Below are 22,653 nucleotides of genomic sequence, written 5' to 3'. Positions count from 1 at the left end.
AGGTTCCTGTTTTAGATTCGAATAGTCATGCCATCAGATAATGACTGACGGTAAGCCCTGAAAGCGGGAATAAAGCCGATAATGATTCCGGCAACTTGTACCAACATAAGCAGTTTCCACTCATGCGGTGTGATTGCGGATATCGATATGTTGATACCATAACTTTGTTGCACAATAGGAGCAACTGCTGCGATCAGAGCAAACAACACGGCAACGCCCAATGTGATGCCTAAGAAGGTCAGGGCACTGGCTTCACTAATCAATAGACCAAACACATGACGAGGTCTTGCCCCCATCGCACGCAGGATAGCCATCTCGCGACGTCTTTCTTGCAAGCTCGTTAATAGACTACTTAACATCCCCAGTAAACCGGCGACCACAACAAACCCTGAAACAATCAACAATGCTTGTTCTGCCACGGCCATCATGCCCCATAATTCATGCAGAGCAATGCCCGGCATAATTGCGCTCAACGGTTCTTGACGGTAGTTATTGATTTCTCTCTGCAGTGCGAAGGTTTGAATCTTCGAGTTCAGCCCAAGCATCATTGCGGTGATTTGCTGAGGTTGGAAATCGTAGGTCTTTAAGGTTTCGGCATCTGGCGTGTGGCCTAGGTTAGCACCCGACTCCCAACCCACGTGAATCGCTTCGATTGCTTCTAGTGATACGTGTACGGTTTTGTCTACCGGCGTTCCGGTTGGTGCCAGTATTCCAACGATCTTGAAGGGCAGATTATCGTGACGGCTGAACGCTACATCACTGATACCGTGTGCAAGAATGATTTGGTCACCTATCGTGTAATCCAGTTTCTTCGCGACATCGGCACCAATCACTACATCAAACAACTCTTCAAACTCTTTACCTTGTTGGAAAGTAAGTAATTGCTTACTTCCATAGCGATAGTTTTCAAAGTAGCTATGGTTGGTACCCATCACGCGGAAGCCTTTGTGAGAGTCGCCTAGTGAGATAGGGATCGCCCACTTTACTGCATTATGTTGGCTAAATTCTTGATAGCTTTTCCAGTCGATATTGTTGGTCGCATTACCGATTCGAAATACAGAGTAGAGCAGAAGGTTTACCTGGCCAGAACGGCCACCGACGATCAGGTCAGTACCTGAAATGGTATTCGCAAAGCTGCTCTTAGCTTCGGTTCTCACGCGCTCAACACCGAGCAATAGAATGACAGACACCGCCACGGTAAGAATGGTTAGAATAGCGGTGGCTTTACGATTGAGTACGCTTTTTAAGGCTAAGTGAGTAATTACTTTCATACGACAACCTTAGCTTGGTTAACGGTTTTTAAATCTATGGTTCGAGTGAACAATTTTTCGAGTGTTGGATCGTGACTTACAAAGATAAGAGTAGAACCAGCTTGATTGGCTTGTTCTAGCAACAGTTCGATAAAGGCTTCTCGGTTGTCATGATCCAATGCGGATGTTGGTTCATCTGCAATGATAATTTTAGGCTGGCCGATGAGGGCTCGGGCTGCGGCGACACGTTGTTGTTGGCCAATACTTAGCTCAGTAACAGGTTTATCCATTAGGGCTTGAGGCAGCTTTAGTCGTAACAATAAATCTTGAGCAGTGGCTTGCAGGCTGTTCTTACTCTCTGTGACTTGTTGCTTGCGAATAGTTGAGAACTGGCAAGGTAGCGTCACGTTGTCGATGACTGATAGGTAAGGAAGCAGGTTAAATTGTTGGAAGATATAACCTATATGGTCGGCTCTGAATTTGTCTCTTTGACGAGGTGTAAGCTGAGTCAGGTCTTGGCCTAAGATAGAGACTTCACCTTGCTCGGCTTGGTTGATTCCAGTCAGCAGCCCTAGCAATGTAGATTTGCCACAACCACTTGGCCCTTTTATGAAAAGGTGCTCTTGAGCTTGGATATGCAGAGAAGGGATCTCTAGTGTTGGTGGTAATTCAGGCTTCCAACGAAAGCTAATATTTTCGAGTTTGACCACAAGTGATGAACTGTCAGAAGACATGCGAGCTCCAATAATTAAAGCGGTGTATCTACTGGACAGCAATTAGAAGCATAAATTCCCTAGAGCACACCGATTTGAACAGCCAAGTAAGTAGGTACTTACTTGGCTGCTTATTTACGTTTAATCCGATCTAGGAGTGATTAGAATCGGAAACTAATACGCTCTGCGTTAAGTACTTCTTGCACTTGAGCTGTGTCTGTTAGTAGGTTCACCGTCATTTTTTCAGTGTTGCTGAACTTAGAGAACCACTGAGTGCTAACTGTGTCTAGCTTAGCAACATCTGAACATTCATAGTGGTACTCAACAGTGAACTCACCGTGGCCACCTTCTGAGTGATCATGGCCTTCATGGTCGTGGTGATCGTGACCTTCGTGGTCGTCATGATCGTGTTCAGCGTGGTCATGGTCTTTGTGGTCATCATGAGCATGCTCAGCATGGTCATGGTCTTTGTGGTCGTCATGATCGTGCTCAGCGTGGTCATGGCCTTCGTGGTCGTCATGATCGTGTTCAGCATGGTCATGGTCTTTGTGGTCGTCATGATCGTGTTCAGCATGGTCATGGCCTTCGTGGTCATCATGACCGTGTTCAGCGTGGTCATGGCCTTCATGATCATGGCCTTCATGATCATCATGATCGCCTTCTAGCGTGTTAGTTACTGATTTAAATTTCAGAGTACAGCTCGCATTGTTAAAGCTAAACAGTTCGTCTGGCTTGTTCAGTTGTGCGATAGCTTGCTCAAACACTTTCTTTTGCTCAGCAGTTTCTGGAGCATGTTCAAAGCCAACCACATCGGCACCTGGTGCTGTTACTTCAACAAGCAGTTCTTGTCCATCTTGAGCGATGTTTACTTCAACTTGACCATGTACGTGCGCACCATGAGAGCGGAATTCTTCGTTTGCTAGAACATTAGTAGAGACAGTCATGCCGATAACAACGGCTAAAATAGAAGGTTTCATGTTTTGTTTCCTGAATAAAGGTTAATTAAAAAGTAGTGGTAATTAAGTGTTTTTGACAGGAGGAGAGCGCGCTAGATAGGCGAAATAGAGGCGCTGTAGTGAGGTTACTGACTCTGTGATAACGACAGTAAACTCTGAATGAAACTCTGGAACTTGTGGTAGTGAGTGTGCCGTAATGAACTGATTTATTGAAAACAGCTCACAGTGATGCGAAGTATGGTGCTCTGGGTCAATGTCCACCATGTGTGTTGCAGCTAACACGCTTAACATGAGCATCAGCCCAAGCAAGAAGCCTGTTTTGCGTTTCACATTGTTGGGTGTGTCTTGCCACATGAGGATGATTAACCACAGAATTAAAAAAGGATACTGTTACAATATAACAATATCCTTTGATAAGGTCTCGAAAAAGAGGTGAATATCTGATTAAAGACTCGCTTTAATCAATTCAATGACTTGCGTGACCTCGGATTCGTTAAGCGCACCTTCTTTAACAAACAAGATTTTTCCTTGTTTGTCCTGAACGATGATCGCCGAGCTCTCTTCTTTCAGAGCCCAAGATGAAGCAACGGTGCCATCTTCGTCTAACACCATAGAAGACCATGGAAATTCTTCTTTGCTGCTTTCTGCTGACGATTTAACAAAAGAACCCGTACCCCAGATAGCATCATCTTGGTTGATGATAGTGGTGGTTTGGTAGCTGTCTTCTGAGAACTTCGATGCTGTAATGGCTGCCATCAGTGGTGCGTTTAGCTCTTTAGAGCTGCTACGACCGGCGATAGCTTGAACGACGCGCACTTTACCTAGGAGATTGCTGGTTGCCCAAGCTTGATATCCGGTATTGCCGTCGTTTAGAACGATTTCACCATAGTTGCTAACATCGACAGCAGGCAGAGTTGAACCTACAGATAGATTGTGAGCATTGGCGAAGAGTGGAGAGGCTGCGGCTAGAAAAGCCAGTAGAGTTTTGTTTTTCATTATATTTTTGTTCCGCTTATTGGTTTGCACTGGAAGTATAATATGAAATTTGAAAAATGCCTCTTTAACTTTTTTATCGTACGATGTAGAAATAAGTTGCAGACTTGTTATCAAAAGGTATAATGCATCAATATCGAGATGAACAATAGATTATCTTGCTGTTTGCTAAAGGAATTAGCGATTAAATGTGCTTTGAATACGGTGGTGTTCAGGTGCGTGACTGTAGTACTCAAATGGAATTGAGGTTGTATTATGTTAAGAAAATTTTCTACTTACCGCCCACATCAGGTGGCGCGTTTCGTTAAAGTCCTGTTCAAGGGCCAGTTTGCCATCGAAGGTGTTGGAGAGTTTCGCTTCGACCACGGCAAGGTGCTTCTTCCTGAAGTGTCTGACAAACAAAAGCTTACTATTTTTAAAGAAGTGAACGGCACGATTGCTGCTCTGCCGATGTAACTGAGCTTTATTGATTGGTCCTGCTTCAAATAGATTAACAACGAAAAGGGCTTCCTAATGGAAGCCCTTTTTTAAGGTTCATCGCGGATTAGCGGGAACTAAAAACAAAAAAAACGGTAGTAAGTGATATGGTTTAGTCGCCAAACAAAAATCATACACAAACTACCGTTTTCATGCCGAATCATACTTTCCTATCTTCATTCTGGGAAGGCTTTAAAATAGTAAAGTCTCACCAGACAGCATCACTTGTTACACTAACTCTTAAACCTAATTCTGAGGCTAAATGCCTTTGCGGTCTTGAAGCTGAGGCTATCCATGAGTATCAATGGCGTCATGTGAAAGAGGCCATGTTGTTCAATGTTCCTGTTGAGCTTTCCGTTCAAACTCGAAGGATCAAGTGTCGTGACTGCGGCATAAAAACAGAGTTTCTATCTTGGTTAGAGCCTTATGCTCGTATAACGACGCGTCTAAAAAGCTATATAGAACAACTACTGCCTCTTCTTCCCATTAAGCATATCTCCCAGTTAACGAGCGTTCATTGGCACACCATTAAAGAGATAGATAAACGTCGACTTCGCCAAGTGGTACCGTCAGTGAAATGGGAAGGGCTAAGGCAACTCGTCATGGACGAGTTCGCCATCTTTAAAGGGCACCGATATGCCACAGTCATCGCTGATGCTAAGACTCACCAAGTCATTTGGATAGGGTTAGGTCGTAGCCGCAAGGACATACGACCGTTTTTCGAGCAGTTAGGCAAGCATGGTAACAATATCGAAGCGGTCGCAATGGACATGAATACGGCTTTTGACCTTGAAGTTCAAGCGCACTGCCCGAATGCAAAAATCGTTTACGACTTATTCCATGTTGTTGCTAAGTTCGGTCGTGAGGTGATGGATAGAGTCAGAGTCGACCAAGCTAACAAACTCAAGCAGGATAAAAAGCGAGGCAATGGGTGAAGCGCTCACGCTGGGTACTGCTGAAAAACAGAGGTAATTTAAATGCACGACAAGATAGCTATCTTACTGAAATATTGAATATCAATAAGGACTTGATGGCCACTTATATACTCGGCTCACAACTCAAAGAGCTTTGGTACTGTAAATCAGAAGCACATGCTAAGGGGCTCTGGGAGGTATGGTGGGCACAAGTGCAAGAGAGTGGAATTAAGCCATTGAAAGAGTTTGCACGAAAACTGAGGCCTTATCTTCACGGTATTATTGCATCGGCAACTTATCCGCTCAACACCTGCACATTGGAAGGGATAAACAACAAAATAAAGTTAATCAAGCGAATGGGGTATGGATATCGAGATACAGACTACTTCTTCTTGAAGATAAAAGCGGCTTTCCCCGGAAAGCCGCGATGAACCTTTTTTAATGGTATTTATTTGAGAATGAAGCGAGAGGGTTACTCTGGGTTCAGCTCAAGAAACTCTTCTACTTTGCGAACCATGTTTGTTGAACCAACGAAGAAAGGTACACGTTGGTGCAGCTCAGTTGGTTTGATGTCCATGATACGTTGAGCACCGTCTGAAGCGATACCGCCCGCTTGCTCCATAAGGAAAGCAATAGGGTTGCATTCGTAAAGCAGACGCAGTTTACCTTGCGGGTGGCTTTGTGTGCTTGGGTACAAGTAGATGCCTCCTTTCAGCAGGTTACGGTGGAAATCTGATACTAGAGAACCGATGTAACGTGATGTGTAAGGACGGTTGTCGCTTGGCTCATTCTCTTGGCAGTACTTGATGTACTTTTTCACACCCGTAGGGAAGCGGATGTAGTTGCCTTCGTTGATTGAGTAAATCTTGCCTTCATCTGGAATCATCATGTTTTCATGAGATAGGCAGAAGGTACCCAGTGATGGGTCGTAGGTGAAGCCGTTTACGCCAGCACCTGTTGTGTATACAAGCATGGTTGAAGAACCGTAAATCACGTAACCCGCGGCTACTTGCTTGTGTCCTGGCTGTAGGAAATCTTCTTGTGTCGGTGGCGTTCCGATAGGAGACACACGACGGTAGATAGAGAAAATTGTACCAACAGATACATTCACATCGATGTTTGAAGAACCATCAAGTGGATCCATCAGAACAACGTATTTTGCGTTTTTGTTGAGCTCTTTGTTGAACGCGACTGCTTCGTCTTCCTCTTCACTTGCTACACCACAAACTTGGTCACGAGCTTCAAGAGCCGCTTTAAATTTGTCGTTCGCGTAAAGGTCTAGCTTTTGCTGTTCTTCACCTTGCACGTTGTCTGTACCAACAGCGCCAGTGATGTCGACTAGGCCGGCCTTGTTGATCTCACGGTTAACAATTTTTGCAGCAAGTCGAATAGACGACAAAAGGGATGATAGATCACCGCTTGCATGGGGGAAGTCACTCTGTTTCTCAACAATGAACTCACCAAGGGTGCGCATCTCAGACATGTTATTTCCTTAAACTTCTCTCAATATTAGGGGGGATTTGAGCACTGTAGATTCGGCCTCTTGAGTGGGCTTTATTCATCTAGACGCTTACCTAAATTCTAAAGGTTAGATCTTTTTAATGGTAATGAACTAAGCGACACAGATCTCACTTACTATGTCGACTCAATTTGTTTTGCATTGCCGCTCGCTTTTAATCGTCATTTAATGATAATGAGTGCAAGTAGTTTGATTTAGACATGGTTCATTTAGCCAAGCGTTTGGAAGCAATTTATGCATATTCATATCTTAGGAATTTGTGGCACCTTCATGGGTGGTGCTGCGGTATTGGCTCGTCAATTAGGTCACAAGGTTACCGGTAGTGACGCGAATGTTTACCCGCCAATGAGCACCTTATTGGAGTCTCAAGGGATTGAAATTATTGAAGGGTTCGACCCTAGCCAATTAGAACCAAGGCCAGACCTTGTGGTCATCGGTAATGCGATGAGCCGTGGTAATCCGTGTGTTGAGTATGTATTGGATAACAACCTTAGATACACATCTGGCCCGCAGTGGTTGCAAGAGTTCTTATTACATGATCGTTGGGTTTTGGCGGTATCGGGCACGCATGGCAAGACAACAACATCGAGCATGCTGGCATGGGTCCTTGAAGATTGCGGTTACGCACCAGGCTTCCTTGTAGGTGGTGTATTGGGTAACTTTGGTATCTCAGCTCGTCTGGGCGAAAGCATGTTCTTCGTTGTGGAAGCTGACGAATACGACAGTGCTTTTTTCGATAAACGCTCTAAGTTCGTTCATTACCATCCAAGAACCTTGGTCATGAATAACCTTGAATTCGATCATGCTGACATCTTCGATGATCTTGAAGCGATCAAGCGTCAGTTCCATCATTTAGTGCGTACCGTGCCAAGCAATGGTCGCATTTTCTCACCGAAGCAAGACACGGCTATTCAAGATGTTCTATCTCGCGGTTGCTGGAGTGAGACTGAGTCGAGCGGTGAACTCGGTGATTGGGATGCCAAGAAGCTAGTTAAAGACGGCTCTAAGTTTGAGGTTTACTTCCAAGGCGAATGTGTTGGTACGGTAGATTGGGATTTAGTCGGCGACCACAACGTTAACAACGCCTTAATGGCGATTGCGGCGGCAAGACATGTGGGTGTAACACCGGATTTAGCGTGTGAATCGCTGGCGACTTTCATCAACACCAAGCGCCGTTTGGAGTTTAAAGGTGAGGTGGCTAGTGTATCTGTTTATGATGATTTTGCACATCACCCAACCGCGATTGAACTTACGCTCGGTGGTTTACGTAATAAGGTCGACACGAAAAAAATCATTGCCGTTTTAGAGCCTCGTTCAGCCACCATGAAACGCGGTGTGCACAAAGAAACCTTGGCTGATTCGCTCAAGCAAGCGGATTCTACCTACTTATTCCAACCAGATAACATTGATTGGTCTGTACAGGATGTCGCGGATGCTTGTCATCAACCTGCACACGTCAGTGATGACATGGATGCATTCGTTGCTAAAATTGTCTCAGAGGCACAAGCGGGTGACCAAATTTTGGTAATGAGTAATGGTGGCTTTGGTGGTATTCACCAGAAATTGTTGGATGCGTTAGCCCTTAAAGGTTAACCCAAGACCTTATAATTTGAAGTAACTGAGAACATGACAAAACACGATAAAGCGATAACTCTTGCTTTCACTGGCGCATCTGGTGCGCCTTATGGACTGCGTTTACTCGAATGCTTATTAGCAGCCGATTATCAGGTGTATTTACTGATATCGTCGGCTGCGCGAGTAGTCTTAGCGACAGAGCATGAACTTAAGTTACCTGCTGGACCGGAAGCGGCGAAACAAGCTTTGGTTAAGCATCTTGGCTGTGATCCAGAAAAGCTGGTGGTGTGTGGCAAGGATGACTGGTTCTCACCAGTTGCCTCTGGTTCAGCTGCACCGAAGCAGATGGTGGTGTGTCCGTGTTCTGCGGGTAGCTTGGCTTCAATTGCTCATGGCTTATCGGATAACTTGATAGAGCGAGCAGCAGACGTAGTTATGAAAGAGCGAGGTCAGCTGTTATTGGTGGTTCGTGAGACGCCATTTTCTACGTTGCACCTAGAGAACATGCATAAACTCTCAACCATGGGCGTGACGATCATGCCTGCAGCTCCGGGTTTTTATCATCAACCTAAATCGATCGAAGACTTGGTTGATTTTATGGTGGCGCGCATTCTAGACCATCTTGGTATCGAGCAAGGTTTAGTGCCACGTTGGGGGTACGATCAACGTAATTGATCCAAACTTGATAGCTTATTGTTAAAATTCGAATTACAATTCTGAACACTCATCGGGGAGCGAACCATTCAAATAATGAATGCGAGCTGAGATCAAGCACACGCTTGGGACCCGTAAACCTGAACCAGATAATGCTGGCGTAGGAATTGAGTTAGGAACAACCTCTACCGTTCTCCTCCCTCAAACCTGTGCCGCTCAGACCATGGAGAGCGTCCAGTGAAATTCACATTAACTACCCTTGCTGTTACTACAGCGATCTCTTTTTCTGCCTTCGCTGCAGACAACACTTTGAGTGTATACACCTATGACTCTTTTGCTGCGGATTGGGGCCCTCGTCCTGCCGTTGAAAAAGCATTTGAAGAGAAGTGTGGTTGTGATGTGAATTTTGTCGCGCTTGAAGATGGCGTGTCTATTCTTAACCGCTTGCGTCTTGAGGGCGGTAACAGCAAGGCTGACATCGTATTAGGTCTAGATAACAACCTAATGGCTGAAGCGAAAGCGACGGGTTTATTGGCTGAGCACAAGGTTGATACTTCATCAGTAACACTGCCTAATGGTTGGGATGACAATACCTTTGTACCTTATGACTTTGGTTACTTTGCCTTTGTATATAACACCGATAAACTAACAAACCCGCCTAAGAGTTTGAAAGAGCTGGTTGAGCAGCGTGATGATCTGAAGGTTATCTACCAAGATCCACGTACTTCAACACCTGGACAAGGCATGATGTTATGGATGAAATCGGTTTATGGTGATGAAGCAACGGCAGCTTGGAAGAAGCTAGCTCAGAAAACCGTTACGGTAACCAAAGGTTGGTCTGAAGCTTACTCTATGTTTCTAGAAGGTGAGTCTGACTTGGTTCTGTCTTACACAACTTCTCCGGCTTATCACATCATTGCAGAGAGTGATTCTAAGTACGCAGCAGCGAGCTTCGAAGAAGGACATTACACTCAGGTGGAAGTGGCTGCTAAGGTTAAAGGCAGTAAGAACGAAAAGCTCGCTGATGAGTTTATGGCGTTTATCCTAAGTGATGAGTTCCAATCGGCGATGCCGACAGGTAACTGGATGTACCCAGTAACAGATGTTGAGTTACCAAAAGGCTTTGAGCAGTTAACAGTACCGCAGACAGCGTTGAGCTTTAGCTCTGAAGAGATCGCCGAGAAGCGTAAGCCTTGGATTCGTGAATGGCAGAGTGCACTTACTTTTTAACTTATTTTCAAAAAACTAGCTTTCTGTATTTAAAGGTTCATTTGTGATGTTTGGAGTGAACCATTTACGGTAAAAAATCAATTTATGATAAAGAAAACACCTAAGGTCGGGATCTGGGTTGCGATACTCATTACCGCCTTCGTGGTTTCAGCAGTTGGGGCATTGCTTAGCAATGCCCCTTCTCTTGATATCAGCCAAGTATGGTCAGATCCTTACTATTGGCATGTAACGAAATTCAGCTTTTATCAGGCGACACTCTCAACAGTGCTGAGTGTTGGCTTTGCTATACCTATTGCACACGCTCTGTGCCGCAGACAGTTTTTTGGACGAGCCTTGTTATTAAGATTGTTCGCGTCGACCTTGGTTCTGCCTGTGTTAGTCGGCGTGTTTGGTTTGCTAGCGATTTACGGCAACAGTGGTTGGTTAGCTAAGTTCTTGGCGAACTTCGACATTGAGCTACCATTCTCGATTTATGGCTTGAATGGTATTTTGTTGGCGCACGTTTTCTTTAATCTGCCTTATGCCAGCCGTTTACTTTTGCAAGCGTTAGATACTGTGCCTGCCGAGCAGCATAAACTCTGTGCTCACTTAGGCATGAGTCATTGGAATAAATTTAAATGGGTTGAATGGCCGAGGCTAAGACAGCAATTACCGCATGTGTGTGGCTTGGTCTTCATGTTGTGCTTCACCAGCTTTGCTACCGTGATGGCGTTGGGTGGTGGTCCAAAATCAACTACCATTGAGCTAGCCATCTATCAAGCAATCAAATTCGACTTTGATCTGCAGGCTGGCGCGTTACTCGCGATATGGCAAATGCTACTGTGTGGCGTATTAGCGGTGAGTATTCAGCGTTTGTCTAAGCCTATATCTGTGACGGCTAGCCAGCTGTCGGAAGAGAAGTATTTGGTTAAGGACAGCTGGTGGTCAAAAGCTTGGGATAGCTTTTGGATCATCATAGTCTCAATACTGGTATTGCCGCCATTAGCCATGGTTATTCTAAGTGGTATTAACTCTCAGGCGCTCACTGTACTGAGCAGTGAGCCGTTTTGGGCAGCATTAATGACCTCGGTTCGAGTTGCTTCCCTTGCAAGTATTATCGCCGTTGGTATTGGTATCGCGATCCTTCTAACCAGTCGCGCATGGCGTTTGCAGAACAAGAACTTTAGAGCGGACAAGATTGAGCTGATTGGCACTATTATTTTGGTGACGCCGGGCTTGGTGATAAGTACAGGTCTGTTCTTATTACTGCGTTCGTTTACCGATGTGTTTAGCTTGGCTTTCTTTATCGTGATTGCCGTAAACAGTTTGATGGCGCTGCCTTACGTGATTAAAACCTTGGCTCAGCCTATGCTGCATCTTTCTCAGCAGTATCAGTATGTGTGTGCAAGCTTAGGAATGACAGGATTCACTCGCTTTAGGCTGGTGGAGTGGCGTGCATTACGTAAACCTATGGCGCAGGCTTTCTCAATCAGTTTTATGTTGGCGATGGGCGACTTAAGTGCAATTGCCTTATTTGGTAGCCAAGACTTTAGAACTCTGCCTTTGTATCTATTCCAATTGTTAGGCAGCTATCAAATGGAAGCGGCGGCAGTGGTGTCAGTGAGTTTGCTGTTACTGAGTGTGGGCAGCTTTAGTTTGATTGAATTTTTGTTTACTCGAAGCTCAAAGCTAAAGAGTTAAGGAACCGATGATGTTAGTGATGAAAGATGTGGATTACCACTATCACCAAGAGTTGTTTAGTTTTGATTTCCAAGCAGAGCAGGGTGATATTGTTGCTCTAATGGGGCCGAGTGGTGCGGGTAAATCAACGCTACTTGCATTGGTTGCTGGGTTTATTGAGCCGACATCGGGAGAGATCTCGGTGGCAGGACAATCATTGATTGGCAAAGAAGCGCACCAACGCCCGCTGGCGATGTTGTTCCAAGAACACAATCTATTTGCTCACCTCACGGTGCGTGAAAATATTGGATTAGGTTTGCATCCGGGGTTAAAGCTTACCGCAACCCAAAAGCTCGATGTTGAGCAAGCGGCTGCGCAGGTGGGTGTAGCGGAGTACTTAGATAGGCTGCCTGAACAACTATCTGGTGGGCAACGTCAGCGTGTCGCACTGGCGCGTTGTTTTGTTCAACCACACGATATTTGGTTACTTGATGAACCTTTCTCTGCGCTTGACCCTTTGCTACGCGAAGAGATGCTGAGTTTGGTAAAACGATTAGCAGCAGAGCGCAACATTACCGTCTTGATGGTGACTCACCATTTGGGAGATGCGCGCAGCATTGCGAATAAATTTGTGTTTGTGGCATTAGGTAAGGTGTTGGTTGAAGACTCGATCGCCATGCTTACCGCTGACCACCCGCAACCTGAACTCAGTTCGTTTGTGAAAGCAGGTGAGTGATGGCTTAGTTTTAATATTGAATATGATTTGATATTGAGTACAGCGAAAACAAAAAGACCTAGCATGCGCTAGGTCTTTTATTATCTTACAGATTAAAGCGACAAAGATTAGTCTTCTAGCTTTAGCTCTTTTAAGATTTGGAAGATTTCACGAGAAGCCTTTGCTGGCTTGTTCGCTGATTTCTCTTTGTTAGCTTGGCGAGCTAGCTGACGAAGACGCTGACGGTCTGCTTCAGGGTACATGTCCATGACCTCTGAAATGGCAGCATCGCCTTCAGCAACAACACGATCACGCAGTTGCTCAAGCTTGTGCAGTTCAGCGGTTGCTTGCGAGTGCTTGTTACGTACTTTATCCAAAGCCGCTTGAATTGGCTCAGGATCAACATTGCGCATTACTTTGCCAATGTATTGAAGTTGACGGCGCTTCGCTTCATTTTTAAAGCGTTGTGCATCTTTAATCGCTTGTGCCAAATCTTCAGACAGAGGAAACTTGTCTAATACAGAAGGCTTTAGGGAAACAAGTTCTTCCCCCAGTTTTTGTAGCGCTTCCATGTCGGTTTTCATTTCTGTCTTACTTACCCAGATGATTTCTTCTTCTGGTTCCCATGGGGCTTTTTGGTTTTTGCGAGCCATCTTTTCTGCCTATGTCACTATCTCAAACGAATATATTGCCTATTTTAGCAAGAATCTTGGGGAGAAAGCGAAATTCTTGTTATCCTACGTAATATTGACCTACAAAATTAGAATAGATATGGATGTAAAACAGCAAGTCGCCCAGCAAAGAGTTGAGCTAGAAGCCGCAGTAGCAAAAGCGTTGGACATGGCCTCTGTGAGTGCCGACGCCGCTGAAGTTGCTATTACTAAGTCAACGGGTTTAAGTGTTTCAACACGCATGTGTGAAGTGGAAAACGTTGAATTTAATAGTGATGGTGCACTTGGTATTACTGTTTATCGCGGCCAGAAAAAAGGCAGCGCATCTACATCTGATCTGAGTGAGAAGGCGATTGCTCAAACGGTAGCAGCCGCACTTGATATCGCTCAATATACATCTGAAGACCCGTTTGCAGGTCCTGCAGCAAAAGAATACATGGTAAAAGAAATTCCAGACTTGGATCTTTTCCACCCTGATGAACCCAATCCTGACTATGCCGCTGAGATTGCGATTGCGGCTGAGAAGCAAGCGTTAGCTTACAGCGACAAGATCAAACAGAGTGATGGCGCAAGCTACGACAGCCACTATGGCGTTAAGGTTTACGGTAACAGTCATGGCTTACTAGCAAGCTACGCTTCAAGCCGCCACAGCACGAGCTGCTGCGTGATTGGACAAGGCGCTAATGGTGAAATGGAACGTGACTACAGCTACACCGTTGCACGTCACCGTGATGAGCTGTGGACGCCTGAGCGTGTAGGTCAGGAAGCTGCAGAAAAGACGATTAGCCGTTTGGATGCGAAAAAGCTACCAACAGGCCAATACCCAATCATGTTCGCAAATGATGTTGCGACAGGTCTTATCGGTCACCTAGTGATGGCGATCAGTGGTGGTAATCTTTACCGCAAGTCGTCGTTCTTATTAGATCATTTAGGTCAGAAAATCCTACCTGATTGGTTCAATATCTCTGAGCGTCCTCATATCCTACGTGGTTTGGCTTCAAGCCCATTTGATAGCGAAGGTGTGTTCACTCAAGATCGTGAAATCATCACTGACGGTGTGTTAACAACTTACCTACTAACGAGCTATGCCGCACGTAAGATGGATATGACGCCAACCGGTCATGCTGGTGGTATTCATAACTGGTTCGTTAAATCGACCGGTCAAAACTTCGCGCAGATGCTAAAAGAGTTGGGCACTGGCTTCCTAGTCACTGAAGTGATGGGGCAAGGCGTAAACACAGTAACGGGTGATTACTCTCGTGGCGCTGCAGGCTTCTGGGTTGAGAACGGAGAGATCCAATACCCAGTATCAGAAGTGACGATTGCGGGTAACCTAAAAGATATGTTTAATCAGATCGTTGCAGTCGGTAACGATGTTGAAACGCGCTCTCAAATTCAAACAGGTTCTATCTTGCTTGAGTCGATGAAAGTCGCGGGCGAGTAATTCAATTAAAGCGAATCTGATGAATTAAAAAAGGTTCATCGCGGCTTTCCGGGGAAAGCCGCTTTTATCTTCAAGAAGAAGTAGTCTGTATCTCGATATCCATACCCCATTCGCTTGATTAACTTTATTTTGTTGTTTATCCCTTCCAATGTGCAGGTGTTGAGCGGATAAGTTGCCGATGCAATAATACCGTGAAGATAAGGCCTCAGTTTTCGTGCAAACTCTTTCAATGGCTTAATTCCACTCTCTTGCACTTGTGCCCACCATACCTCCCAGAGCCCCTTAGCATGTGCTTCTGATTTACAGTACCAAAGCTCTTTGAGTTGTGAGCCGAGTATATAAGTGGCCATCAAGTCCTTATTGATATTCAATATTTCAGTAAGATAGCTATCTTGTCGTGCATTTAAATTACCTCTGTTTTTCAGCAGTACCCAGCGTGAGCGCTTCACCCATTGCCTCGCTTTTTTATCCTGCTTGAGTTTGTTAGCTTGGTCGACTCTGACTCTATCCATCACCTCACGACCGAACTTAGCAACAACATGGAATAAGTCGTAAACGATTTTTGCATTCGGGCAGTGCGCTTGAACTTCAAGGTCAAAAGCCGTATTCATGTCCATTGCGACCGCTTCGATATTGTTACCATGCTTGCCTAACTGCTCGAAAAACGGTCGTATGTCCTTGCGGCTACGACCTAACCCTATCCAAATGACTTGGTGAGTCTTAGCATCAGCGATGACTGTGGCATATCGGTGCCCTTTAAAGATGGCGAACCGTCCATGACGAGTTGCCTTAGCCCTTCCCATTTCACTGACGGTACCACTTGGCGAAGTCGACGTTTATCTATCTCTTTAATGGTGTGCCAATGAACGCTCGTTAACTGGGAGATATGCTTAATGGGAAGAAGAGGCAGTAGTTGTTCTATATAGCTTTTTAGACGCGTCGTTATACGAGCATAAGGCTCTAACCAAGATAGAAACTCTGTTTTTATGCCGCAGTCACGACACTTGATCCTTCGAGTTTGAACGGAAAGCTCAACAGGAACATTGAACAACATGGCCTCTTTCACATGACGCCATTGATACTCATGGATAGCCTCAGCTTCAAGACCGCAAAGGCATTTAGCCTCAGAATTAGGTTTAAGAGTTAGTGTAACAAGTGATGCTGTCTGGTGAGACTTTACTATTTTAAAGCCTTCCCAGAATGAAGATAGGAAAGTATGATTCGGCATGAAAACGGTAGTTTGTGTATGATTTTTGTTTGGCGACTAAACCATATCACTTACTACCGTTTTTTTGTTTTTAGTTCCCGCTAATCCGCGATGAACCTTAAAAAAGCCAGCATCTACATGCTGGCTTTTATTATTCAATTAACTGTTCGTTCGATTATCGAATATCAAACTTCGATTCTGCGCCTCTTTCATAGTTGAAGCGGAACCATTTATCGACATCGTCACAAATCCCAAGGTAAGTCTCACCACGGCGACCTAGCGCTCTCGGGTTTTGAGAACAATATTGAGTTTTACCCACTTCATAACCTTGGCCATAAGCGGCATATAAGTCTGCATCAATTGATGGTGAAGACGCGGCTTCAGCCAAACTTGCTTCAGTCTGTTTGGTTTTTCCTTTTAGCGCCATTTCTTCGCCAAAGCTCTGCCAATCGGTTGTGTTCATTGACGTTGGTGGCGGAGTTTGCGCACAACCAAATAACATTACTGATAGCACCAATAATAGATATTTCATAATTTCCTCCTGATGGAAAAGACTAGCCTGTACATTGAGACTTTTAGCTATTACGTCAGAATGCTTCCAGTAGTTCATTCACTATAGCGGGTTGCTCCGCTTACACCAGTTACCCGAAAGTATTTCTTTATTAGCTGTTAGATCAAGCTGATACAAATATACCCATGCTAATCCAAATATAGTCTCTATTTGCTCGCGACGATACTCAACAGGTACATCTTCTAGCCGATCGAGCGACTCCAAAATTTCGTCGTTAATGATATAGACCTCGCCAGCGACACTTTTCTTTCCAGAAATCATCGCCGGATAAGCACCTAAATCAAAAAGGGCAAACGACTCAGGTGTATCGAAGCGTCCCAACAACTCACCATTCTGCAAATAGTGGTGATTGGATTGACCTTGTCTCAAGGTGCCATAGACGAACACAAGATGCTGCATAAACCCTCCATAAGCCATTCATCTCTGCTATTCGTCTCTGCTATTCAATGAATGGCTAAACACTCTCGACCTAAACCGCTCTATTCGGAATCAAACTGTTCTACTCGAACTCAAACTGATAGAGGAGGTCTACCGCACTGTCTAAGCCAGAAACAGCTTCAACGTAGAGATCCTGCATCAATCGGTAACGAACAGTAAACTCACCCAACGAGTTGAAGATACCCACACCATATTTCACCTGTAAGCCTGGCAGAATATAACCACTTACCGTTACTTGTGAGTCATCGCCAGAGCCTGCGGTGTCCAGTTGTAGATCTTGTACACCAAATGCTTCACCGATTTCGCCAACAACCTTACCACTCTTCGCTAAGCTCAAACCAATTAAGGTCGTCGTCATCGAACCGTTCGACTCGCCATCAATATCTTGGCCACGCAAGATATAAGACAGCGCGTTGGCTTGCGGCATTGCAGGGTCAGAATAAATCTCAATCGTCGGCTCTGTCGCTGGGCCAGTCACTCGAATACCTGCTGTCACGTCATCCTGAGTGTTGTCAGGGTTACGTATCGCATTAATCGCTACGTATGGCTGATCCGGAGGACCATTCATTAGAATTTTACCTTCTTCGATCAACAGGTCTTGTCCGAATGATTGGTAAGTACCATCGACGATGTTTACCTCACCGGTGATAAATGGACCTTGGTCTTTTTGAGCGACATTAAGCTTACCCACCAGCTCACCTTCAAGGCCGAAGGCTGACAGTTTAAAGTCATCGCCAATGGAAATATTAATATTGGTCATCACATTGAATGGAATCGTATCTTCATTCTCTGGCTCAAGATCTTTATTCAAGATAACTTGATCAGAAGAGACGCCGACCGCTGACGGTGGTAAATCTTCGACAACGATACGTCCCCACGGCAATGCAATATCACCAGTGATTTTTGCAAGCTCAGGCGTAACATCAATGGTCATATCAGGAACCACCTTAACCTTGACCATCGGCGGTATATCAACCATCAACTCATCAGCAAATACTCTCACGTTCGAGTGCCATGCTTGAAGGTCCTGCCAATCCCCAGAGCCTTCAATATCAAGATGACCATCAGGCGTTTCTACATTGGCATCCAGCTTCGCGCTGTAACCATCAAAATCGAGATCAATACGGCCGTCTTTAACATCAACAGGCGTGACATCACCTTTAACTTGAATGCCATCAACAGAGAACTGACCAAAGACTTGAGGATGCATCAAAGAACCTTTTACCTGTAGGTTACTTTCAAGATCGGCCTTCAACAGGCTATATTCGCCAAGGATTGGCTGTAAAAAGTCCAAATGGAAAGTTGTCAGCTTTATTGCGGCATCGACCATTTTGTCTTCTGCGAGAATGTCAGGTAACGACACAGTGCCAGACAAGTCACCGTTGTCGGCAACATCGAGTTTAAAGTCGGCGTTCAGTTGGTTGTCTTTTAGCTGTGCATTCAATGCAACACTTTCCCAACCGAGTGTAATTGGCTCGCCAACTTGTTGAACAACCTGACCTTTAGGCATATCGACACTTACCGTCACCTCAGGTTCACCTTGTTCCGACCATTTGGCATGAGCGGTCGCATTCACTAAGCCCTGCAATTGCGTCTCTTTAGGTACAAACGCTTTAACTTGTTCGAAGTCGAATTGGTTAATCGCGAGCTTAGCCTCACCCGATTTCCCGGCTCGGATATCTTCATCCAGACACACGCTCGAACCCGACTGCTTCCAACAGTGTGCTTGAACGTCGGCATACTGCTTATCGACATCCGCCTTAATCGCAACAGGTTGGTCTAATACCCAAGGTCCCTGCTGAGTGGTGATTTTGACTCTGTCTAACGAGCCATCCCAAATCAGAGAAGGTTTCTGAATTAGCTGACCAGAAATTGCCAAACTTGTCGACACGATGTCGGATATCACATCAAGTGTTACGGTATGCTTCTTCTCACCGCCATTCACCGTTAAATCAATGCTTTCAACACTTTGATCTTGGTAGGTTAGGTTCTTCGCTTTCAATACAAGGTCGGCTTGAGCTTCGGGTAATGGCAGTGGAACTACAGAGCCATTAAGCGATAACGACTCAAGCGTTGCCTCGCTATTCCAATCAATCTTATCGACATTTAAAGCAAGGTCGACTTCAGGCTCGTTCGTTGGGCCGCTAAGTTGGATGTTACCAATCACTCTGCCTTTCAACTCAGGAACACTTTTTGCGAGCTCAGGGAAGAAGATATCAACTCCCATATCCCATTGTTTATCAAGCTCACCCTGCGCCTTAATCGAGTTCACCCCGTGAGCCAAGCTCAAACCGCTGGTTTTCAATTTAGGTTCACCGCTCGCGCTGAGATCTGACGCTGACAACTGGCCTTCGATATCCAGAGGGTATTCTCGCAAGATCCCTTCAATATCCAACTTAGGCAGCTCAATCGCCCAACCGCCTGCTTCGGTCAACTCACCCGAAGTAACGATGCTTCCGCTAATGTTACCTTCAGCATCTGGCCATTGCAGGCCCGGCTGAATATCCTTCAGCGTCACATCGGCTTGCCAGTTAACGAGCTTCTTCCAGTTCGCTTTCACCACACCATTGAGTTCACCACCCAGCGTGTTCAGTTTTAAGCGTTCGAGTTCAATCTGTTCTGTGGTGCCCTTGCCTTCTAGGTCGATGGTTAAGGCAGGTATCTCCTTACCATCTGCTTCACCTTTCAGCTGTACATTGAAACCATCTAATGAGCCATCAGCCTTAAAGCGCTCAATTTCAGCTTGGTAATCACTTTTACCTGTTAGGGGCCATTGCGCTTGGCCATCTTCTAAAAGAAGGTCAAATGGCAGAGTCGGCTCTAAAGGTTGAATGTCCCCAGACAGTTTTGCCTCAATCAATTCAGAAAACTGCGAGTCGAGCTGTAGCTTAGCCACACTGCCTTGTGCTTTCAGTGATAACTTTTGACCCGCAAGATCGGTTTCTTTCACTAATGCATCTAAAGAAAGATCTAGCGGGTAGCCGTCTTTAAGCTCAACTTTAGCCGCAAGGTTCGCGCTTGCTTGTGGCATATCGAGTTCAAGAGTGGAAACTTCGACCGTATTTTTGCCCGCTCGAGCTTCAAGCCCAAGGTGGTTCACCACAATCGGAGTTTCTTGTTCTAAGGTGAAACGGTTGAGGTCAAAACGCTCTAGCACAACCTGTAACGGAATCCAGACCTCAGGCAGCTCAATTGCTGTTTTCACCGCAGGCTCTGGTTCAACTACTTCTGGTTTTGGCTCTTCAGTTGATTCTGCGAGTTTAACTTTCAGATCATTGAATAAGGTTGGCGATACCGTCAGCTTCTCACCCTGCATACTCAACGCCGTTGAAAACAAACCCCACTCGATTTCATGCCCTAGAATATTCAGTTTGATATCAGACAAAGCGATGCGATTGATCACGATTGGTAGCGGCGTTTTCACCGATGTCACTGGCGGAGTCGGTTCAGTTTCTTCTTCAGAGGCTGGAGGTAATTCCGTAAATGCGAAGTCCAAACCTTGAATCGCTAAGCGGTCGACACACAACTTAGGGTCGAGTAAACAGCGAGGATTAATAGCCAAGTTCAGCTTTTGAACCTTGGTATCGATATGTAGGCTATCATCTTTAAACTGAACGTTATTAAGCGTAAAGCTTGGGAACAGAGCCCCTTTAGTGCTCTCCACTTTAAGTTGTGGCAATGCTTTTTCAGCGCCCCATAGCACTGTGTTCAACCCCGGGTTAGTAAACAACACAAAACCGAGCAGGGCTATCAACAACAGCAAAATAGACGTCAATGAAATCGACGTCCACTTAATGCATTTGCCCATCACTTTGATCATAATTCTGGCCCTAAACTAAAGTGCAGTTGGAACTCATCGCCTTTCTTCGCATCTAGACCCCAAGCAAAATCTAAACTCACAGGACCGACAGGCGATGCCCAGCGAACCCCGACGCCAGTACCGCGTTTCCATTCTGGCTTATCATTAAATGCATCACCAATATCGTAGAAAGCAGCGCCCCACCAATTTCCAACTAAGCGGTATTGGTATTCAAATGAGCTGGTAGCAAGGAATTTTGCACCTGTTAATGCGTCACTTTCATCTCGGGGAGATATGGATTCATAACCATAACCACGAATACTGTTATCACCACCGGCAAAGAACCTCAGAGAGGGTGACAGCTTCTCAAACTCATCGGCAAAGTTACCGCCGAACTGAAGTCGAGTTAAGCCACGATGATTGTTACCAATGCTTCGAATCCAGGCCGTTTGTCCTTGAAAACGCACCACCTTGGTTTCAGACAACAAGGTATCATCACCCGCTTCAAGCATGATGGTTTGTTTGTCACCCCACATTGGCATTGAGCCACCACGAGTTCGAGTTCGTGAGAAAGAGATACCCGGCAATACGAATTGCGCCAAGTCATCTTGCAAACCTTGCTCATAGTTCTCGACCAAGTATCGAATGAACACAGTACGTTGCCAGCCATTATCCAAACGCCAATATCTTTCTAAGGCTAAGTTCGACTCCAAACTTTTGGTATCACGGTTGTCTAGATTCTTCATTCCGTACTTAATTTGATAATAGTCATTAAGCACGTCGTCCAACGGGATTTTGTAGGCTGCGGTAATCGTCTGTTCTGGTTTGGAGATCGATAAGCTGCTATTGAAGCTATGACCTTGAGCATTAACCCAAGGTTTCTTCCATTTGAGGGTACCTTTTACACCAAGGTCGGTTGATACACCGATACCCGTTTCGATTTGGTTACGCGCTTGCGGAGCCAGGCTCACCTTCATCGGAATTTCACGGCCTTCACCCAACTGGCTTAAGTCAGGTTCAACAAACACCGAAGAGAACCAATCCGTATTAGACAGGTTTTGGTTATACTCACCGACTTTGGTGATGGAGTAAGGTTCGCCATCTTCAAAAGGTTTAAGCGATTGCACTCTATCGTCTTCGATTTGGCTGCCCGTCACCTGTGTAGTGCCAAAGTGATAGCGGATACCACTGTTATAATGAAGGCGCACATAAGCACGGTTTAATTCAGGGGCAACTTCGAGTTTGCTGACCTCATACGAGCCATCAAAATAGCCTTTCGCTAATCCAAGGTTACGTATCGACGATTTTAAGGAGTCATAGTTACCGTGATTCAGGATTGAACCTTTAGACAAGTTGCTCTTAGCGATCAACGCCAGAAAGTCGGGATCGTCTTCGGCTTCACCACTCAGCACAATATCTGAAGTGTAAATAAGAACAGGCTCACCCTTATCAACCGTAACGGTCAATTCGGTGTCGTCTTCAGAGTGAGTGAAAGTGATCGTCGGTTGGTAGTAGCCTAACGCATTCAACGCTTCTTTTATCATAGATTCCACGCGAGATTGGAACCTTAGCGAAACTGCATACTCTTCTTCAGGGACTGCACTCAGATAAGCATCAACATTATCCTCAAGCGCTCCATCTAGCCCTTTAATCTCAAGGGAAACGTCAGCGAAAGCGAGCGTCGATGACAGTAGAGTGCCAATCAGAACTGGTAAAGTTTTTCTTATCATGTTTAATTGGTGAAGAAGTTATCAATACGTTAATAAGTGAAAAGAAATAATACCGCTAAAAAGGCATTGAGTCTGTAATAAATCTGGTAATAACGCGGTCTAATTTAAAGACTTAATCAATATAAACCAACAGTTAAT

General features: G+C 45.2%; 18 protein-coding genes, 2 pseudogenes and 1 riboswitch. Of the genes and pseudogenes, 8 read left to right on the top strand and 12 right to left on the bottom strand.

Annotation, left to right across the window (positions count from 1 at the left end; all coding sequences use genetic code 11):
• Window positions 1-11: 11 nt before the first annotated feature.
• From ITG10_RS05940 to ITG10_RS05920, 5 genes are all read right to left on the bottom strand, one after another.
• Complete coding sequence (locus ITG10_RS05940) at window positions 12-1,271, bottom strand: FtsX-like permease family protein (protein ID WP_017632267.1); 1,260 nt, start codon at window positions 1,269-1,271, stop codon at window positions 12-14.
• On the bottom strand, window positions 1,268-1,984 hold the full coding sequence (locus ITG10_RS05935) for an ABC transporter ATP-binding protein (protein WP_017632268.1): 717 nt from the start codon (window positions 1,982-1,984) through the stop codon (window positions 1,268-1,270). The genes ITG10_RS05940 and ITG10_RS05935 overlap by 4 nt, the downstream gene beginning before the upstream one ends.
• A 140-nt stretch (window positions 1,985-2,124) precedes the next feature.
• The gene (locus ITG10_RS05930) at window positions 2,125-2,940 is read right to left on the bottom strand and encodes a DUF2796 domain-containing protein (protein WP_248386747.1); all 816 of its coding nucleotides are present in this window, start codon (window positions 2,938-2,940) and stop codon (window positions 2,125-2,127) included.
• A gap of 42 nt (window positions 2,941-2,982) precedes the next feature.
• Complete coding sequence (locus tag ITG10_RS05925) at window positions 2,983-3,273, bottom strand: DUF2607 family protein (RefSeq protein WP_017632271.1); 291 nt, start codon at window positions 3,271-3,273, stop codon at window positions 2,983-2,985.
• Window positions 3,274-3,363: 90 nt separating this feature from the next.
• Complete coding sequence (locus ITG10_RS05920; protein WP_017632272.1) at window positions 3,364-3,915, bottom strand: YtfJ family protein; 552 nt, start codon at window positions 3,913-3,915, stop codon at window positions 3,364-3,366.
• Window positions 3,916-4,167: 252 nt separating this feature from the next.
• Here ITG10_RS05920 and ITG10_RS05915 point away from each other — a divergent pair, with 252 nt between their 5' ends.
• Window positions 4,168-4,368, top strand: coding sequence for a DUF1107 family protein (locus tag ITG10_RS05915; protein ID WP_017632273.1), 201 nt, complete (start codon window positions 4,168-4,170; stop codon window positions 4,366-4,368).
• Between the two features lie 173 nt (window positions 4,369-4,541).
• Window positions 4,542-5,734 (top strand): annotated as a pseudogene (locus ITG10_RS05910) (ISL3 family transposase).
• Window positions 5,735-5,775: 41 nt separating this feature from the next.
• Here the strand turns inward: ITG10_RS05910 and fbp are convergent.
• Window positions 5,776-6,786 (bottom strand): class 1 fructose-bisphosphatase, encoded by a 1,011-nt coding sequence (gene fbp, locus ITG10_RS05905; protein WP_017633404.1) that lies wholly within the window; start codon window positions 6,784-6,786, stop codon window positions 5,776-5,778.
• A 270-nt stretch (window positions 6,787-7,056) separates the two neighbouring features.
• Here fbp and mpl point away from each other — a divergent pair, with 270 nt between their 5' ends.
• The 5 genes from mpl (at window position 7,057) to thiQ (ending at window position 12,676) form a co-directional block, all read left to right on the top strand.
• Window positions 7,057-8,415 carry a UDP-N-acetylmuramate:L-alanyl-gamma-D-glutamyl-meso-diaminopimelate ligase gene (gene mpl, locus ITG10_RS05900; RefSeq protein WP_017633405.1) on the top strand — a complete coding sequence of 453 codons (1,359 nt, stop codon included), beginning with the start codon at window positions 7,057-7,059 and terminating at the stop codon, window positions 8,413-8,415.
• A gap of 33 nt (window positions 8,416-8,448) precedes the next feature.
• On the top strand, window positions 8,449-9,072 hold the full coding sequence (locus ITG10_RS05895; protein ID WP_017633406.1) for a flavin prenyltransferase UbiX: 624 nt from the start codon (window positions 8,449-8,451) through the stop codon (window positions 9,070-9,072).
• A 43-nt stretch (window positions 9,073-9,115) separates the two neighbouring features.
• Window positions 9,116-9,235, top strand: a riboswitch (TPP riboswitch).
• A gap of 53 nt (window positions 9,236-9,288) precedes the next feature.
• Window positions 9,289-10,281, top strand: coding sequence for a thiamine ABC transporter substrate binding subunit (thiB, locus tag ITG10_RS05890; RefSeq protein WP_017633407.1), 993 nt, complete (start codon window positions 9,289-9,291; stop codon window positions 10,279-10,281).
• 84 nt (window positions 10,282-10,365) lie between these two features.
• The gene (thiP, locus tag ITG10_RS05885) at window positions 10,366-11,961 is read left to right on the top strand and encodes a thiamine/thiamine pyrophosphate ABC transporter permease ThiP (protein WP_017633408.1); all 1,596 of its coding nucleotides are present in this window, start codon (window positions 10,366-10,368) and stop codon (window positions 11,959-11,961) included.
• 10 nt (window positions 11,962-11,971) lie between these two features.
• A complete protein-coding gene (gene thiQ, locus ITG10_RS05880) occupies window positions 11,972-12,676 on the top strand; it encodes a thiamine ABC transporter ATP-binding protein (RefSeq protein ID WP_017633409.1) in 705 nt (234 codons plus the stop codon).
• Between the two features lie 107 nt (window positions 12,677-12,783).
• Here thiQ and yjgA read toward each other — a convergent pair whose 3' ends face one another.
• Window positions 12,784-13,308, bottom strand: coding sequence for a ribosome biogenesis factor YjgA (yjgA, locus tag ITG10_RS05875; RefSeq protein WP_017069408.1), 525 nt, complete (start codon window positions 13,306-13,308; stop codon window positions 12,784-12,786).
• Between the two features lie 118 nt (window positions 13,309-13,426).
• On the opposite strand from yjgA, the gene pmbA reads away from it, so the two are divergent.
• On the top strand, window positions 13,427-14,770 hold the full coding sequence (pmbA, locus tag ITG10_RS05870; protein WP_017633410.1) for a metalloprotease PmbA: 1,344 nt from the start codon (window positions 13,427-13,429) through the stop codon (window positions 14,768-14,770).
• Between the two features lie 35 nt (window positions 14,771-14,805).
• On the opposite strand, the pseudogene ITG10_RS05865 reads toward pmbA, so the two are convergent.
• The 5 genes and pseudogenes from ITG10_RS05865 to ITG10_RS05845 all read right to left on the bottom strand — a co-directional run bounded on the left by ITG10_RS05865 (window position 14,806) and on the right by ITG10_RS05845 (window position 22,515).
• A pseudogene (locus ITG10_RS05865) lies at window positions 14,806-15,998 on the bottom strand (ISL3 family transposase).
• 154 nt (window positions 15,999-16,152) lie between these two features.
• Window positions 16,153-16,509 (bottom strand): DUF2799 domain-containing protein, encoded by a 357-nt coding sequence (locus tag ITG10_RS05860; protein ID WP_017633399.1) that lies wholly within the window; start codon window positions 16,507-16,509, stop codon window positions 16,153-16,155.
• 81 nt (window positions 16,510-16,590) lie between these two features.
• Complete coding sequence (locus ITG10_RS05855) at window positions 16,591-16,947, bottom strand: gamma-glutamylcyclotransferase (RefSeq protein WP_017633400.1); 357 nt, start codon at window positions 16,945-16,947, stop codon at window positions 16,591-16,593.
• A gap of 100 nt (window positions 16,948-17,047) precedes the next feature.
• Window positions 17,048-20,806 (bottom strand): translocation/assembly module TamB domain-containing protein, encoded by a 3,759-nt coding sequence (locus tag ITG10_RS05850; protein WP_017633401.1) that lies wholly within the window; start codon window positions 20,804-20,806, stop codon window positions 17,048-17,050.
• Window positions 20,803-22,515 (bottom strand): autotransporter assembly complex family protein, encoded by a 1,713-nt coding sequence (locus ITG10_RS05845; protein ID WP_017633402.1) that lies wholly within the window; start codon window positions 22,513-22,515, stop codon window positions 20,803-20,805. Before ITG10_RS05845 ends, ITG10_RS05850 begins: the two co-directional genes overlap by 4 nt.
• Window positions 22,516-22,653: the final 138 nt, after the last annotated feature.

The sequence above is a fragment of the Vibrio sp. ED004 genome (assembly GCF_023206395.1).
Taxonomy (GTDB): Bacteria; Pseudomonadota; Gammaproteobacteria; order Enterobacterales; family Vibrionaceae; genus Vibrio.
The sequence above is the reverse complement of the archived record's forward strand: the minus strand, read 5'-3'. Positions and strand labels throughout refer to the sequence as shown.

Excerpts from the sequence above, each read along its gene's own strand:
- yjgA (WP_017069408.1), bottom strand. The coding sequence starts at position 13,308 with ATGGCTCGCAAAAACCAAAAAGCCCCATGGGAACCAGAAGAAGAAATC.
- ITG10_RS05845 (WP_017633402.1), bottom strand. The coding sequence starts at position 22,515 with ATGATAAGAAAAACTTTACCAGTTCTGATTGGCACTCTACTGTCATCG.
- thiQ (WP_017633409.1), top strand. The coding sequence starts at position 11,972 with ATGTTAGTGATGAAAGATGTGGATTACCACTATCACCAAGAGTTGTTT.
- thiP (WP_017633408.1), top strand. The coding sequence starts at position 10,366 with ATGATAAAGAAAACACCTAAGGTCGGGATCTGGGTTGCGATACTCATT.
- ITG10_RS05940 (WP_017632267.1), bottom strand. The coding sequence starts at position 1,271 with ATGAAAGTAATTACTCACTTAGCCTTAAAAAGCGTACTCAATCGTAAA.
- ITG10_RS05935 (WP_017632268.1), bottom strand. The coding sequence starts at position 1,984 with ATGTCTTCTGACAGTTCATCACTTGTGGTCAAACTCGAAAATATTAGC.
- ITG10_RS05920 (WP_017632272.1), bottom strand. The coding sequence starts at position 3,915 with ATGAAAAACAAAACTCTACTGGCTTTTCTAGCCGCAGCCTCTCCACTC.
- mpl (WP_017633405.1), top strand. The coding sequence starts at position 7,057 with ATGCATATTCATATCTTAGGAATTTGTGGCACCTTCATGGGTGGTGCT.
- ITG10_RS05850 (WP_017633401.1), bottom strand. The coding sequence starts at position 20,806 with ATGATCAAAGTGATGGGCAAATGCATTAAGTGGACGTCGATTTCATTG.
- ITG10_RS05925 (WP_017632271.1), bottom strand. The coding sequence starts at position 3,273 with ATGTGGCAAGACACACCCAACAATGTGAAACGCAAAACAGGCTTCTTG.
- ITG10_RS05895 (WP_017633406.1), top strand. The coding sequence starts at position 8,449 with ATGACAAAACACGATAAAGCGATAACTCTTGCTTTCACTGGCGCATCT.
- ITG10_RS05930 (WP_248386747.1), bottom strand. The coding sequence starts at position 2,940 with ATGAAACCTTCTATTTTAGCCGTTGTTATCGGCATGACTGTCTCTACT.
- fbp (WP_017633404.1), bottom strand. The coding sequence starts at position 6,786 with ATGTCTGAGATGCGCACCCTTGGTGAGTTCATTGTTGAGAAACAGAGT.
- ITG10_RS05855 (WP_017633400.1), bottom strand. The coding sequence starts at position 16,947 with ATGCAGCATCTTGTGTTCGTCTATGGCACCTTGAGACAAGGTCAATCC.
- ITG10_RS05915 (WP_017632273.1), top strand. The coding sequence starts at position 4,168 with ATGTTAAGAAAATTTTCTACTTACCGCCCACATCAGGTGGCGCGTTTC.
- pmbA (WP_017633410.1), top strand. The coding sequence starts at position 13,427 with ATGGATGTAAAACAGCAAGTCGCCCAGCAAAGAGTTGAGCTAGAAGCC.
- ITG10_RS05860 (WP_017633399.1), bottom strand. The coding sequence starts at position 16,509 with ATGAAATATCTATTATTGGTGCTATCAGTAATGTTATTTGGTTGTGCG.